Below are 14,218 nucleotides of genomic sequence, written 5' to 3'. Positions count from 1 at the left end.
AGCGCGCGGAGGCCGCGGACTTCTCGACCCTGGTGGTGACCGTCGACATTCCCGGCCACGGCAAGCGCGAACGCAACCTGCGCAATGGCTACTCCGCCGCACGGCCTATACTGATCGACGATTCATTCTATTGCATGGCTTTCAGAAAAAGACTCAAAAGACTCCGAAGAAGGAGTTAGAGATTGCCCAGAAATACATGGAAGATTTTCTAGCCCGTGATGCTAATTAAAGTTTTGAATTAGAGAGTAATAGGGAACTTATGACTGCTAAAACAATCAAATTGAGCGAGATCAGAACAAAAGCATTATCCCAGCCTGATGTACAGGCTGAGTACGAAGCCTTGCGAGATGAATTTCAGATGGCTCGACTCTTGATCTTGATGCGAAAGGCTGCTGGTTTTACACAACAAGAATTAGCCGATCGATCAGGGATCAAGCAACCACAGTTAGCTCGGTTAGAAACTGGTAAGCAACTCCCAAGGCTGGATACATTGGCTACTCTAGCAGCCCAAGCTGGCTACGATTTGCAAATAGAATTTGTGCCAAAGGTTGCGACTGGATCTGAGTTACCGAAGTTAGAGATGGTTACGATTTCTGGTAAATAGAAATATCTAAAACAATCCGATCGTAATCTCGATCGCTTTTTGTATACAGCGATTTTATTGTGACGTTTGATCGATCGATCCCGCTCTTACTGAAATTTCCACCAGGGATAAGGACATTCGATCGCCGCTACCAAATTCTACTCATGTTCAATACAAAACCGGGCATCACCTCACCACAATCGATGTCCGTCGGAGCTTCTAATATCTCCGGCTCTTGCCCTGGTCGATAGATTTCCACTTGCTGATTTTGTGGATTGACGAGCAAACCCAGTCTTACTCCCAACTGTTGATACTCTCTCATCTTGTCCTGCAACGGCTTCAAATTATCCGTAGCAGAGCGCAACTCAATTACAAAATCAGGCACCACCGGAATAAACCCAACAATTTTCACCCCTTCCAATCGAGACTTCTCAATCCAAGAAACATCAGGTGCTGGCTTGCCACCCCCCACCGCCGTGAAATCATACCCACCCGACGAGTCAAATACCCGACCTAAATTAGTCTGTCGGTTCCAAATAATTACATCAGCAACCAAATCCCCATTTTTTTCACTGCTTTCACCACCTGCTGGAGCCATAACAATCAATTCTCGATTCGGGGTCAATTCAAGGCGTAAGTCAGGATTATCGACACAGAGCACGTCGAACTGTTCTGGGGTCACAGTCAGAGTTGTATTGCTGACATCAAGTAGCAATGGTTGAGTCTCGATAACTGGTGCAGTCGCAATTGTCATAAAACCTCCAAACGTTTGCGGGAGCTAGATTATGCACCCTAATTATAACACTGGGGAGATTTGGGGTAGTAGGGAAAAGGTGGGTATGGTGATGCGATCAATTTGCTGGAGGCGACACTCCCCGAACGAGTAAAATAGAGAGACTTAGTCCACCATTGCCCATGTTTCAAACACCGTCATCGGGCAGCACCCCCTTAAACCTCTTGGTGCGCGAACAGGATACACGTTGCAGAATCGATCTAAGGAGCTATGTCTGAACATTTGCTGGAGTTTGAGGATGTTGATTATCGTTATCCGTTGGCAACGGCTCCAGCGTTACAAGGATTGAGCTTGCGATTGCCCAAGCACAAAAAGACTGCCCTGATCGGGCAAAATGGTTGTGGGAAATCGACGCTATTTTTGATTGCCGATGGTTTGGCTAAACCAGATCGCGGGATCGTTAAACTCGATAATATCCCACTGACATTCGATCGAGCCAATCTCAAACGCTGGCGACAACGGGTAGGGTTAGTATTTCAAGATCCCGAACAACAACTAGTTGCGCCGACAGTCGCTGCCGATATTTCTTATGGGCTGTGCAATCAAGGTTTACCAGAATCAGAAGTAGCGGCAAAAGTGATGCAGACGCTGGCCGATTTTGACTTAGAAAGTCTGGCGATGTCACCACTGCAACACCTCAGCTTAGGTCAAAAAAAACGGGTGAGTATCGCTGGAGTGATGGCTTTACAGCCGGAGTTATTATTATTAGACGAACCAACGGCTTATCTCGATCCCGTCCAAACTCGCAACCTGTTAATCGAACTAGATGCGATCGCCAAATTGGGAACGACGTTATTAATTGCCACCCACGATTTAGATTTTGTCTATCAGTGGGCAGATTGGGTGCTCGTGATGGAGCGCGGCCGACTGATTGCTGAGGGTGAAACTTTGGCCGTATTTGACACGCTCCAATCGCTACCGGATTTTAGTTTGGGAATGCCAATCTTGTGGCAGATGTGGTCGCGATTATCAGCTAAAATGCCCGCAGTCCCCGCCCCCAGATCGATCGAAGAATTTACTAGTTATCTCGAAAAATATCGATCGCCAACAGCTCCCAATCCCTAACAGCTCCCAACTTATTCATGCGATTTGTTACAGAAACGAACAAAGTCTCATCTTAAGTCTTCTGTTAGCGAACATCCACACTCCCCTTTTCTCGCTGTGGAGATCGATTTCGATCGCTAAAATATATCCTTATCCTCATTGCACCAGATTATGTTATCTCAGCGTAGAACTCATTCCCCCCTGTTGTTATTTGTGCAGCTACCGATTTGGAGTCTGATGACAATTAGTTGTCTGGCAATTATTAGTTGTCTAGCTACGCTGCCTAGTGAGGCTAGGAAACTTGCCAAGCCAAATTTATTCCCCGCTACTGGTAAAGTTTTAAAACTCACTAATGGAGATTTAATGTGTTATGTCGATCTCCTCGATCCTCGCGGCAAAAAACATACTTTAGGTGCTGATTTTACAATCTGCGATCGAACTCAATTCGTGAATCAAATGGTCAGTTTGACTTATCGGATCGTCCAAGTCAATCATTGTGAAGGCAACGATCGTTGTGGTAAAACAATCGCCAAAAATCTGATTGTCAGAATGAAACTAATCCGCCGCAGATAATCGACCATTAACGATCGCTGTCCTTGATGTAATTCACTAATTAATATTCAATCTAGCAACTTAAATTCAATCGCAAGTTTGAGTTGAGAAGAGAATTTTTTTTAATTACTTAATAATCTGCTCGAAGAGTTCGTGATGACGATCGATAATTTCGCCATTGAACATAGTCACGATCCGATCAGTGGCTGCCTGGAGCAGATCGTCGATCTCTGGCGATTCGCTCTCCTCCTGCTGATTTGCTGCGCGATCGATATCCATTGAATCGGGAGGCTCGGCAAAATCTGTCGGTGGCTCATCTAGTGCCGAGGTCAACTCTACAGGCAGAATTTCGGCGATCGGTGCGACTGGTGAAACTAGCTGGATTGGTGCTGGGACAGGCGGGATGGGAATGGAGAAGGGCGTCGCGGCTACTGGGGGCGGCGAACTACTAATTGCGGCTAGTTCGGTAAGAAGATCGTCATCGACCTCGACATCGCTCTCATCATCATCTAGATATTCTCCCGCTGCGGGAATGGGTGGAGATGCCAGCGGCGCGGGAGGAGCAGGATCGATAGATGGCAGTGGCGGCGCAGGTGGTGGGGAGATCGCACTGGGTAGGGGCGTGGCTGGCGGTAGCGATTGGAGTGTGGCTGTGGGCTGGGGTTGGCTTTTGCCCAAGACTTCTAGTTTCACGGCGATCGATCGACCGCAGATACTACTGAAGACTTTTGCTAGTTCCGGCACTTTACCAGCCGCGATCGTTTGCATAGTACTAGATTTCATCGCCACGATCGCTTGGACATCGGAGAGCGAGATCAACTTACCAAAAGGTCTAAATAAGTCGCGACTGGCAGGCAAAAGCTGCTGTAAGACCCGTTCCCAGGTACTAGCTAGGTCTTCAGTATTGATCGCGGCTGGCGGGGCAGGAATGGCGGCTGGTGGTGGGATTGCCATTACTGCTGATGGGGGTGGGATTGATGGCGAGATGTTTGGAGGGGAATCGATCGGCGGCGGGCTAGGTGGTGCTGCCGTCCTCGCCGCCGTTGCCGGTGGCGCGGCGGGTTGTGACTGGGGGGTATTGACACTCAGCAGCCCCAATACCGCAATTTCCAACCACAGTTGCGGCTGAGTCGTATGCTTGAGCTGAATTTCACTGTCTTTGAGATACTTTTGTCCGGCGAGAATCCAGTTCAATTCCCAACCTTGGGCAATTTTGACCATTTCCGTCCACGTTTCACCCGCGAGGGCGACGAGATCGGGACGTTTGGGAGCGGTTTTGGCGATCGTCAGATCGCGGTAGCAGCCTGCGAGATTTTGGAGCACAGTTAGTGGCTCTTTGCCCCGTTCGAGGATCGCGCGGGTTCGATCGAGTAAACTCTCTGGATCGGTGGCAGCGATCGCCTTGAGCATATCTACCAAGTCTCGCTCTGGTACCGAACCGATCGCATCATAGACTCGATCGGGCGTAATCTCGCCATCGAGCAAACTCAGCCTGTCGAGCAGGCTTTCAGCATCGCGCAACCCACCTTGGGCGATTTGGGCGACGAGCTGCACCGAGGCTGGCGCGATCTCGATCTGTTCGATTTTGGCAATCTCCGTCAGATGTGAAACCATCGCGGCAACGGGAATCCGCCGATAGTCAAATCGCTGACAGCGAGAAATAATCGTCGGTAAAACTCGTTGTGGATCGGTAGTAGCCAGGACAAACACGACTCGATCGGGTGGCTCTTCCAGAGTCTTCAGTAGCGAGTTGAATGCCGACGTAGTCAGCATGTGGCAGTTATGCACTAAGAGTCCATTCGCCACAAAGTTATGATTATCTTCAACCTCCAGATCGTAGACTTTTTCCTCCCCACCGAGGTTCACAGATTCGATCGTTTCCAAACTTGTATGCCATTGAGGGGATGGAGTAGGGCTGTAAGTCTGCCAACCATTGACGGCTGGTTTTAGCGTTAAATCCGATGTAGTAATAGAGCCGCAGTTGCCCACCTCTTTTGTAGGACTTAACATCGGCTGGATAGCCTCGATCTGTAAGCCAGCTAGCAATAAGTTCGTTTTCTGCCAAAGAGTATCCTTCTGTATGCAGATGGACTGTGGGACTTCCTTCTGGACTGAGGCTGAGGGAACCATCGTCGAAATACCACCAACTGAGTCCTTCGAGATCGATCTGTTGCAGCCATTCAATGTTAACTGTCTTGCCTTTACCTGTAGGTTTGACAATTTTAAAGACTTCTGACAATTGTGGATGGCAGGCTGTTTGACAGGTACAAGACTGCTGACCATATCCTTGATTGGTAACAATTTGTAATTTGGGTCGTAGCTCTGAGAGTCTACTAGCCTTGGATGCCATCCAGTCCTGTTGACTGATGCCGTGAGTCCAAGCCAATCGGGGTAATTGACTGTGTTTATTGGGGTAGGTGATGGAGCCGTCTCCCAATAAGGTGCCGTAGATGAGTCCGAGTTGTTGAGTGGATAAAATTGGGGAATCGGCGATGAATTTGGCTTTACGTCGCTCCCAGATCCCATGCCCTTTGAGGTAGAGATGTTTTTGCCAATAGGATTGGATCCGGTGTAGCGTAACTCCCGATTGTAAGTAAGTAGGAATCGGTAATTTTGAGCCGCAGCCGCAGGCACAGAGCGGTCTAAGTTGTTCTGCTTGTGCTTGGATTGAGAGATCGGTGCCAGGATTTTCATCCCTGGTTTGAGGTCTTGAGCTTTTATCCATCCGCGATCAGTGCCAATTAAATGATTGCCTGTACAGCGTATTTCTCGCTGAGTAGTTTTAATGATTAAAGTTGGCTTTTCCCCGCGCTCTAGCCATCTGAGTACCCGTTTCCATTCCCATTTAGATAAACGCTCGTTATAGCTTAAAACGTGACAATCGACTAATGTCGGATTGTCGATCTGCATCCAACCTCGATCGGTCAAAATTAAACTGTCACCAGTCAAGCATTCGTCGATGATATATACCTTGTACCGACACTGGACGGGGGCATATTGAGCACGTTCGATCAGTTCGCGGATATTATCGACGCCTGTATTACTTGCAGCATCGATTTCGATAATATCCAGAGCAGCACTGGACGCGATCGAGCTACAGACCTCACATTTACCACAAGGTTGTGCAGTAGGTACCTGACTCGCCATACAATTAAGAGACTTGGCTAAGATCCTCGCGCTGGAAGTTTTGCCAGTTCCCCGGGGGCCAGTAAACAGGTATGCTGGGGCAATCTTCTCTAGCCGCAGCGCATTAGTCAAAGTGGTAGCGATCGCTTCTTGCCCGACCAGATCGGCGAAAGTTTGCGGTCGATACTTATGATGTAGAGGTATGTATGCCATCTGCGGGATAAATAGAGAAGAAGTTCGAGTCAAACAAACACCATCGATCGAGGTGGTTTACTTAGCCTTACCCTCTAAGATACCCTAGATCGAATGTACCTAAATTGTGCATCAAGGAATCAGTAAATGTTCAAAAAAATCTGGCAGTCATTCGTGAGGTGGTTTCGGAAATTATTCGGCACCAGCAAGCATCGATCGAGTCTCCAAAGCAGTAGCACTGCAACCGATCGACTTTCTGCGGCTGGATTACCACCGCTCGATGATACCGATCGGGAGTATCTATTCATGCAGTTGCTCGAAGGAGTCGCTCATGGCTGGCAACAACCCCGCGCGATCGGCTTTTTTAACAAAATTAGGCAGCGAGTGCGCAAATCAGACTGGCTCGAATGGCTCGAAAAGTTCGGTCAGAACTTGCTGGCAGCACCCGTGCCCAATTATGAACTAGCTGGGCGGATGGTGCAATTAGGTCAACTAGACTGCGGTGAAATCGGCGATCTCGCGGGCGACTATGGCGCGCAACTACTCAATCGTCAAGCCGAAGAATTTAATGGGGGACTGCTGCCCATCATGGAATTTAGTTCGCTGGACGAAAATATGCCATTCGACCCCAGTGACGAGGATTTTGGCGATATTCCCCCAGAGTTACTACTGACACCACCGCCCCCACAATCAGTGGATCGGCAGTCAGATTCAGGTAACGCATCTACCGAGACGCGCGAGATTACCCTCGAAGAATTTTCGGCAATGCTGTATCAAGATCCAGCTTTAGTTGCCGAACTAGCCGGACAATTTGGGATCGATACCACCGATCCCCAAATCGTATTTAATGCCGTTGTCGCCCAAATGCAGCAGCAGGTCCAACCCATCAGTGGCGATCTCCAGCCATCGAGCGAACTGACCCCGCCAATTGCACCGCCAGAGGTGCCCGCCACGCCACCAACCCCACCAGAAATTCCAGCACCACCAGAGGTGCCCGCCACGCCACCAACTACGCCACCGATGCCCCCAGCAGCTACGGCATTACCAGCACCACCCCACCCGATCGACCTAGCGGCTAGAGAACAAACAGCCCCACCACCCCCACCGTTACCGAAACTAGAATACAAACCCGAAGATCCGTGGAGCAATAATCTCGCCGAAACAACTGAAGAAAATTATCCCAAAACTGCTAATCTGTCAGATCGTCGAGGAGTCTAAATTCACAGATGAGCAGAATTACCAACTTATATACAGATGGCGCGTGCTCCGGCAATCCTGGCCCCGGCGGTTGGGGTACTGTCGCCTACTTTGATGATGGGGGCTGTCACGAGCTGGGCGGACGCGATGGCGCGACGACGAATAATCGAATGGAAATGCAAGCCGCAATTTCGGCACTGCAATTTTTTGTCGGCACCAGTCAAACCGAACAATGCGTCCTCTATACCGATAGCGAATACCTAATTAAAGGGATTACCCAGTGGGTCAAAGGCTGGAAGAAAAAAGGCTGGAAAACGGCGGCTGGTAAGCCCGTTCTCAATCAAGATTTGTGGGAAACACTCGACTCTCTCGATCGCCAAGTCCAGTCCCAAACCAAAGTGGCTGTCTCTTGGCAACACGTACGCGGTCATTCTGGCAATGCCGGCAACGAACGCTGTGACACGATCGCCAGGGGTTTTTCTAGCGGTCAACCACCACAACTGCGGCAACGCTCTACAATGGAGATGTCCAAGCCATCGCCAGCCGCTCAACGCCCTTCAGAACCTGTAGTGGCTCCCGTCCCCCCATCCCCAGATGTGCAGATTGTCCCCATGTTAGAAGAACAGACCATTCATCTCGATAGTACCGAACATATTCCCCGCGAAGTTCGCGTCGCCCACCTCCACCACCTGATCGATACGTTGCGGATTACCGATGAAATTGCCAAACATGGTTATCTGATTGCCAGCTCGGAGCTAGCAGATCTGATGGATATCAATGCTAGTGCCGTTACCAGCCGTGGCGACAGGTGGGCATGGCGCAATTGGATCGTCTCTAGAGTCAGACGGGAAGGCAACCAGATTCTCTGGCAATTAGAACGAGTTGATGGGGAATGAGTGAATAGTGGATAGTGGATAGTGGATAGTGGATGGTGGAGTTTGAACGCAATCGTTCTTTTCTCCCAACTCGCTCACAGCCAACCCCGCAATTTATAAACCAAGATCCCGATATATTCGCGGATGACTTGTGTCGTCTGTGAAAAATACTCGTCACTGGGGATAAAACTTAAAATCGCCGATTCGGTTTGGCGATTGGGTTGGTCGATTTCTAATTGAGAAATCCGATAATCGGTGGGAGCGGCGATCGCGTTAATACCTAACTTGTGAAATATCGCCATCGATCGCGGCATGTGCATGGCGGAGGTTACTAATAAAATGCTGTTAAACCCCCGTTCTGTTAAGATCTTTTGAATATTTACAGCATTATCGCGGGTATTAAAAGAGTTAGCTTCGGGGATAATATCCGCCTGGGGCACGCCCATTTTAACTAAAAGTTTGGTCAAGTCATCAGATTCGGGACTGCCAGATCCTTTCCAGCCAATTCTGCCACCACTGACGATAATTTTGGGTGCTTTACCCGCCCGATACAAATTGGCACCATACCACACCCGATCGCCGGCATCGGTCAGATCGACATCAGGACGCGGATAAGCTGGAGAGCGAGTACCACCACCCAAAATGGCGATCACATCGGCAGTTGGTAACTCAGTTTTGGGAATATTTTGCCACTCCAGAGATTGTGCCAACCAATTACTAGTCCAGGCATTACTAGTCAAGAATAAAATCGTCAAGGCTAGCGCAATCGGGACAGGAGTCCACTTAGATTTTATCCACCATAATCCTAAAGCGATAATTAGTAACAAGTTAATCGAACCGAGTGGATAGAAGAACAGTGGGATTAGTTTTGAGAGAAACAGAAACATTTAAATTAATTGATAGTTGATAGTTGATAGTTAACTTGTATCTTTAATTTCTGTCCCCTATTCACTATTCACTATTCACTATTCACTATTCACTATTCACTAACCAAAGTAATCTGACTAGCTGCGTCCATAGCTTTAGTACGGGCGAGATCGGTTGTCTCCGCTTTAGCTAAAGCGACACCCATCCGGCGATAGGGGCGAGCATCGGGTTTGCCAAATAATCGAATATCGACATCGGGCATACTCAAAGCCTTTTCGACACCAGTAAATGAGATCGAATCGGATGTTTCGGCGGCTAAAATTACGGCACTTGCTGCTGGTGCGTATTGAATAATATTTGGAATTGGCAAACCTAAAATTGCGCGTAAATGCAACTCAAATTCATTCAAATTTTGAGAGATTAACGTTACCATTCCCGTATCGTGGGGACGGGGTGATAATTCGGAAAAAATCACCTCATCCGCTGTAATAAAAAACTCGACGCCAAAAATTCCGGCTCCACCGAGGGCATCGGTAACTTTAGTCGCGATCGCTTGAGCCTGGGCAAGTTGATCGGGCGTAATGTCGGCGGGTTGCCAAGATTCTTGATAATCACCACGTTCTTGACGATGCCCGATCGGCGGGCAAAAGATCGTCGGTGCGTGCCATTGTTTGATAGTGAGGAGGGTAATTTCAATCTCAAAATTGATAAATTCTTCAACAATTACCTTATGACTATCGCCTCTAGAACCATCAATCGCATAGTGCCAAGCCTGCTCAACTGCTGATTCATTGGCGACGATCGATTGTCCTTTACCCGATGAAGACATCACCGGCTTAACCACATTGGGAAAGCCGATCGAGTGGGAAACTGCCTGCATCTCATCCAATGTGGTTGCATAGCCATATTTAGCCGTCCGCACTCCCAATTCCTGGTGGGCGAGTTCGCGAATCCGATCGCGATTCATCGTGTAGTGAGTCGCCTTAGCGGTGGGAATGACAGTAATGCCGCGCGACTCAAACTCGGCCAATTTTTCAGTTCTAATGGCTTCGATTTCCGGAACGATGTAGTCGGGTTGATGTTTGGTGACAACGCGTTCGAGATCTTCACCACTCAACATCGAAATCACCTCACAATCGTCAGCCACTTGCATCGCCGGGGCGTGGGGATAGCGATCGACGGCGATGACATGATTGCCCAAGCGTTGTGCGGCGATCGTAAATTCCTTGCCCAATTCACCCGATCCCAATAACATCAACTTTTTTGGCAGTTTTATCACGGTCAGATCGTCCAAACAACATCTCTAGTAGTTTAGCAACGATCTCGATCTTAATTTTGCGGCAATCTTCGGGACGAAGGGGCGACTGAGCGTTATTGCCAATTGACGATCGCTTCAATTGCCCAGCGGGGACAACTGCGCTGAGTCGTAATCGTTTTTTCACCGAGTGGATTGCCTTGAGCATCGACGATCGTTTCCGTGCGGACGATCGTTTCACCATGTTCGAGATAGTTTTCTAAGACACCGATCGCCCTGGCGCGGAGTTGCTGGGCGACTGCTGGCGATAACCGATGATCGGGTTCGATTTCGCTACTTTTATCCGCTGCGTACAATAAAGCTAAATCGTCAGGTTGGCTGAAAACTGATTTGGACATAGTAACAGTGGATTCATCATCAAGATCGCCATCGGGTGTAGCTTCGATCGCCAACTTAGAGATAATCTTACCTAAAATCTCGCTATCAGTGCCACCATTGCTGGGAGTAAGATCGAAATTGTTGAGCCTGGGGAGATCGCCGAGTTTGGAAATCCAGGCAATCCGATCTCGGAGTGAGAAGGAAATTAGTCCCAGCCGAGTTTGTAAGTCCAGTCGATTGTCGGCACAGATCATGTCTTGAACGCGATACCATTTCGATCGCGCCAAAATCAAAACATCTAATCTGAGTGAGGTGGGAATTGGTTGTTTATGTTCTTGCCAAGCTTGCCACAATATTTCGGCCAAATCATACTGTAACGTATAATTGGCAGGTATTTCATACTTCTGATACCGCATGAATCCCCGCTCGGAAGTAACATTATCGATTGGGATAAATTGAAACTCAGAGATCGTATTTTGAATCATCTCGGAGTAATTGCTATCCTTTTTGACCAGGATATAGTGCAACTTTTCGGCGACTTTATGGATCGCAATTAGTTCGCCAGTGGGTGTCGATAGTTGTAATGAGTTATGGGCGTAGTCAATCCGCAGATGCTGATTGACCACCAATCGCTTTTTACCTTGGGCAAATCGCCACACAATCGTGCGATCGTCTAATTGTCCGATCGGATTGTCGCGGTAGTCGAGCACGGCGGTGGCTTCTGGATCGGCCAATCCACGCCGATCTCGATCAACTTCGCTCAGACTATCAGTCTCATGAAAATTGGTGTCGCTCATCATTAGATTTATCTACTCGATCGATAGGGTGTTTGGTTAAAGTTGAGAATTCTAATAAAAAATAATCGGCGAAAACTAGTAGATTTAATTTGGAAATTAAAGCGATTGCAATCTAGAAACGCAGCGTAAAGGCTAATTGAGGCAGATCGATCGCGCGGCTCATGACACAGCTTGGGTAGCTTTTAGCAATCTCGGATCGGCGATCGGCAATGGCACTCTCGCTTGGCTAGCGCCAACAGCCGCCAAACTTCGCGGTTGAGACGGAACTACTCTCAAAAGTTATAGTACCCAAAATTGCCGTACTGATTACATCAAATCCTACTAGCGATCGCACTTTGGTAGCTCGATCTTTGCATACATTCGGGCACCCGCCGCCAACCGATTTCCCGATCGACTGGATCGCCTCTACGAGGATTGCCAAAATGTATCGGAATTAATATGTATTTCTGGAGCTTGGGCATAGACTGTACTCTGTTATGCAGAAAATTGAAAATTAGTACCAATGGTGTCAGCAAATACACCATAAATGTCAAAAGTATAGTGTGAGCAAGAACATGACGAACATCCTATCCAAAAATCTGATCTCCCCGATTCTAATTGCCGTCGCCGTCTGGGTTGCCAGTGCGCACGCGACTACCGCCAATCCCGTAAGTTCTAAATCGACAACTAATACCTTAGCTGCGACCAACACAGAAGCTACCGCCGAGCAAATCGAACAAGCCGCACAAGCAACTGAAGTTAGACCTGGTGACTGGGCATATCAAACGCTGCAAGCATTGGGCAATAAATATAGCTGTGGCAATACCCCCACTAGCAACAAGACCTTATCCCGTGAAGAATTTGCGACTAGCCTCAATGGTTGCGTCCAATCGATCGAGCAACTAGTCGCTAGAAGCAAGCCGCGTAGAGCGATTAAAAAAAGGCGGACTCCCGCGCCAGCGGTAGAAACAGCACCTCCAGTAGCTCCCGAAGTGGTTTCACCACCACCCACACCCGTCGCGCCACCCGAACCCCAAATCGAGCAGGACGAAGTAGTTACTCAACAAGATCTCGATAGGCTCAAAGGTCTGGTGCAATCGTTTAGTGCCGAACTCCAAGGTGTAGACAGTCGCCTCGTAGCTCTAGATGAGAAGGTCGCTAAACTCAAAGACCAAGCTTTCTCCACTACTACTAAGTTAAATGGCGAAGCAATCATCGGGATTAGCGGTTACAACACTGGTCGTGGAATTGTTGCTGGTTCGAGTAGCACGGTGTTAAGCAATCGCGTTCGTCTCAACTTTGATGCTAGTTTCATGGGCAAGGATCGGCTCCGCGTGAGATTACAGTCTCGGAATACTCCCAACTTGACTACACCTGCTGGGACTCGGATGGCGCGGTTGGGCTATGACGGTGACGAAGCCAACCAAACCAATGTGTCTTTGCTCCAATACTCTTACCCACTTAGCCCCCAAACCAAAATTATTGCGGAGACAGTCGGTAGTGAGTTCAACGAGAACATGTACACCTTCAACCCCATTCTGGCCAGTTCTGGTGAGGGTTCGATTTCTCGATTCGGTCGCTTTAACCCTGTGTACCGACTCAGTGGTGATGGCGCATCATTAACACTAAATCACAAGTTCGGTGACGGACTAGACGTAGCAGTAGGATATGCGGTTCCAGGCGCAGCTTCTACTAACGCTACTACTGGTGTTACCACTCCTGCTGTAGTTTCTAACCCTGCTGCGGGTACCGGCTTATTCAATGGTGCTAACGCTATCATCGGGCAGTTAAACTTCCGCCCAGTAAACGACCTCAACCTCGGTTTGATTTATGCCCGTTCTTATGGGAATGGTGGGATCGCTGGTGGTACGGGCAGTGCGGCAGCCGATAGCCCCTTTGGTTCGGTACCGACAACTGCCAATCACTACTCTTTCTTAGCTAGCTACAAAATTAGTCCTAATTTTGTCTTCTCTGGTTGGGCTGGATTTATCGAGGCCAATCGCGAGATTGGTGGCGGTAGTGCTAGTGTCAGCAACTACGCGATCTCCTTAGCTTTCCCCGATCTCGGTCAAAAGGGGAATAATTTGGCTTTTATCCTTGGTATCCCCCCAAAACTGAATTCGCGCAGTACGGCCGCTTCTCCTGATAACAGCACTTCATATCACCTTGAAGCTCTCTATAAGGTGAAGTTAAATGATAACCTGGCGATTACCCCTGGTATCTTGCTCATCACCAATCCCGAACATAATGGTGCTAACCCCACTGAGTATGTGGGCACGATCCGATCGACCTTTAAGTTCTAACAAAATCGCATTGGCAACTCTCGTTGCCAATTTTCCTAGATCGACCTCCAGGGGAAAGCAAAAGTGCTTTCCCTTTTTTGCGATGCGATCGGATTAGAGATCGGACAAGAGTAGATCGAGAAAATATCGGCGTTGCTGAATCAGGGGATGATTTTCTTGTAGGGGTGCCCCGTCTTGTCATTTTTTTAGTCGGGAGTTCCCCACGACTAAAAACGCCGCTTGTGGGTACCCTTAATCGATGCGGGGTAAGCACGAGGCATTACCCTTCCAAAAATTG

At 48.6% G+C, this 14,218-nt stretch carries 13 protein-coding genes and 3 pseudogenes; 8 read left to right on the top strand and 8 right to left on the bottom strand.

What is annotated here, in order from left to right; genetic code table 11:
- Positions 1-115 precede the first annotated feature (115 nt).
- A pseudogene (locus RMO27_RS23915) lies at positions 116-229 on the top strand (type II toxin-antitoxin system RelE/ParE family toxin); the annotation flags it as partial.
- 30 nt (positions 230-259) lie between these two features.
- Positions 260-604, top strand: coding sequence for a helix-turn-helix transcriptional regulator (locus RMO27_RS15805; protein ID WP_309734191.1), 345 nt, complete (start codon positions 260-262; stop codon positions 602-604).
- Positions 605-731: 127 nt separating this feature from the next.
- Here RMO27_RS15805 and RMO27_RS15800 read toward each other — a convergent pair whose 3' ends face one another.
- Positions 732-1,337: a Uma2 family endonuclease gene (locus RMO27_RS15800; RefSeq protein ID WP_309734189.1), complete on the bottom strand. Its 606-nt coding sequence runs from the start codon at positions 1,335-1,337 to the stop codon at positions 732-734.
- A 249-nt stretch (positions 1,338-1,586) separates the two neighbouring features.
- Between RMO27_RS15800 and RMO27_RS15795 the strand changes: the two genes are divergently transcribed.
- Positions 1,587-2,441, top strand: a complete 855-nt coding sequence (locus RMO27_RS15795; RefSeq protein ID WP_309734187.1) for an ABC transporter ATP-binding protein — start codon at positions 1,587-1,589, stop codon at positions 2,439-2,441.
- Positions 2,442-2,591: 150 nt separating this feature from the next.
- The gene (locus tag RMO27_RS15790) at positions 2,592-2,993 is read left to right on the top strand and encodes a hypothetical protein (protein WP_309734185.1); all 402 of its coding nucleotides are present in this window, start codon (positions 2,592-2,594) and stop codon (positions 2,991-2,993) included.
- A gap of 105 nt (positions 2,994-3,098) precedes the next feature.
- Here the strand turns inward: RMO27_RS15790 and RMO27_RS15785 are convergent.
- The 3 genes and pseudogenes from RMO27_RS15785 to RMO27_RS23905 all read right to left on the bottom strand — a co-directional run.
- Positions 3,099-4,811 (bottom strand): annotated as a pseudogene (locus RMO27_RS15785) (DNA polymerase III subunit gamma/tau); the annotation flags it as partial.
- The gene (locus RMO27_RS23910; RefSeq protein WP_396133726.1) at positions 4,795-5,697 is read right to left on the bottom strand and encodes a hypothetical protein; all 903 of its coding nucleotides are present in this window, start codon (positions 5,695-5,697) and stop codon (positions 4,795-4,797) included. The gene RMO27_RS23910 and the pseudogene RMO27_RS15785, both read right to left, overlap by 17 nt.
- Positions 5,643-6,311, bottom strand: a pseudogene (locus tag RMO27_RS23905) (AAA family ATPase); the annotation flags it as partial. The pseudogene RMO27_RS23905 and the gene RMO27_RS23910, both read right to left, overlap by 55 nt.
- A gap of 126 nt (positions 6,312-6,437) precedes the next feature.
- On the opposite strand from RMO27_RS23905, the gene RMO27_RS15775 reads away from it, so the two are divergent.
- Entirely contained in the window at positions 6,438-7,508 is a 1,071-nt protein-coding gene (locus RMO27_RS15775) for a hypothetical protein (RefSeq protein ID WP_309734183.1), read from the top strand.
- Positions 7,509-7,516: 8 nt separating this feature from the next.
- Complete coding sequence (gene rnhA / locus RMO27_RS15770) at positions 7,517-8,383, top strand: ribonuclease HI (RefSeq protein WP_309734181.1); 867 nt, start codon at positions 7,517-7,519, stop codon at positions 8,381-8,383.
- Positions 8,384-8,457: 74 nt separating this feature from the next.
- On the opposite strand, the gene RMO27_RS15765 is transcribed toward rnhA, so the two are convergent.
- From RMO27_RS15765 to RMO27_RS15755, 3 genes are all read right to left on the bottom strand, one after another.
- On the bottom strand, positions 8,458-9,249 hold the full coding sequence (locus tag RMO27_RS15765; protein ID WP_396133724.1) for a YdcF family protein: 792 nt from the start codon (positions 9,247-9,249) through the stop codon (positions 8,458-8,460).
- 92 nt (positions 9,250-9,341) lie between these two features.
- Entirely contained in the window at positions 9,342-10,505 is a 1,164-nt protein-coding gene (gene purT / locus RMO27_RS15760) for a formate-dependent phosphoribosylglycinamide formyltransferase (RefSeq protein ID WP_396133725.1), read from the bottom strand.
- Positions 10,506-10,600: 95 nt separating this feature from the next.
- On the bottom strand, positions 10,601-11,659 hold the full coding sequence (locus RMO27_RS15755; protein WP_309734178.1) for a hypothetical protein: 1,059 nt from the start codon (positions 11,657-11,659) through the stop codon (positions 10,601-10,603).
- A 136-nt stretch (positions 11,660-11,795) separates the two neighbouring features.
- Between RMO27_RS15755 and RMO27_RS15750 the strand changes: the two genes are divergently transcribed.
- Positions 11,796-11,918 (top strand): hypothetical protein, encoded by a 123-nt coding sequence (locus RMO27_RS15750; RefSeq protein WP_309734176.1) that lies wholly within the window; start codon positions 11,796-11,798, stop codon positions 11,916-11,918.
- A gap of 52 nt (positions 11,919-11,970) precedes the next feature.
- On the opposite strand, the gene RMO27_RS15745 is transcribed toward RMO27_RS15750, so the two are convergent.
- Positions 11,971-12,120 (bottom strand): hypothetical protein, encoded by a 150-nt coding sequence (locus RMO27_RS15745; RefSeq protein WP_309734175.1) that lies wholly within the window; start codon positions 12,118-12,120, stop codon positions 11,971-11,973.
- Positions 12,121-12,213: 93 nt separating this feature from the next.
- Between RMO27_RS15745 and RMO27_RS15740 the strand changes: the two genes are divergently transcribed.
- Positions 12,214-13,941: an iron uptake porin gene (locus RMO27_RS15740; RefSeq protein ID WP_309734172.1), complete on the top strand. Its 1,728-nt coding sequence runs from the start codon at positions 12,214-12,216 to the stop codon at positions 13,939-13,941.
- Positions 13,942-14,218: the final 277 nt, after the last annotated feature.

The organism is Chamaesiphon sp. OTE_75_metabat_556, from assembly GCF_031378165.1.
Classification (GTDB): Bacteria; Cyanobacteriota; Cyanobacteriia; order Cyanobacteriales; family Chamaesiphonaceae; genus Chamaesiphon.
This window is presented reverse-complemented; position numbering and strand designations above follow the sequence as displayed.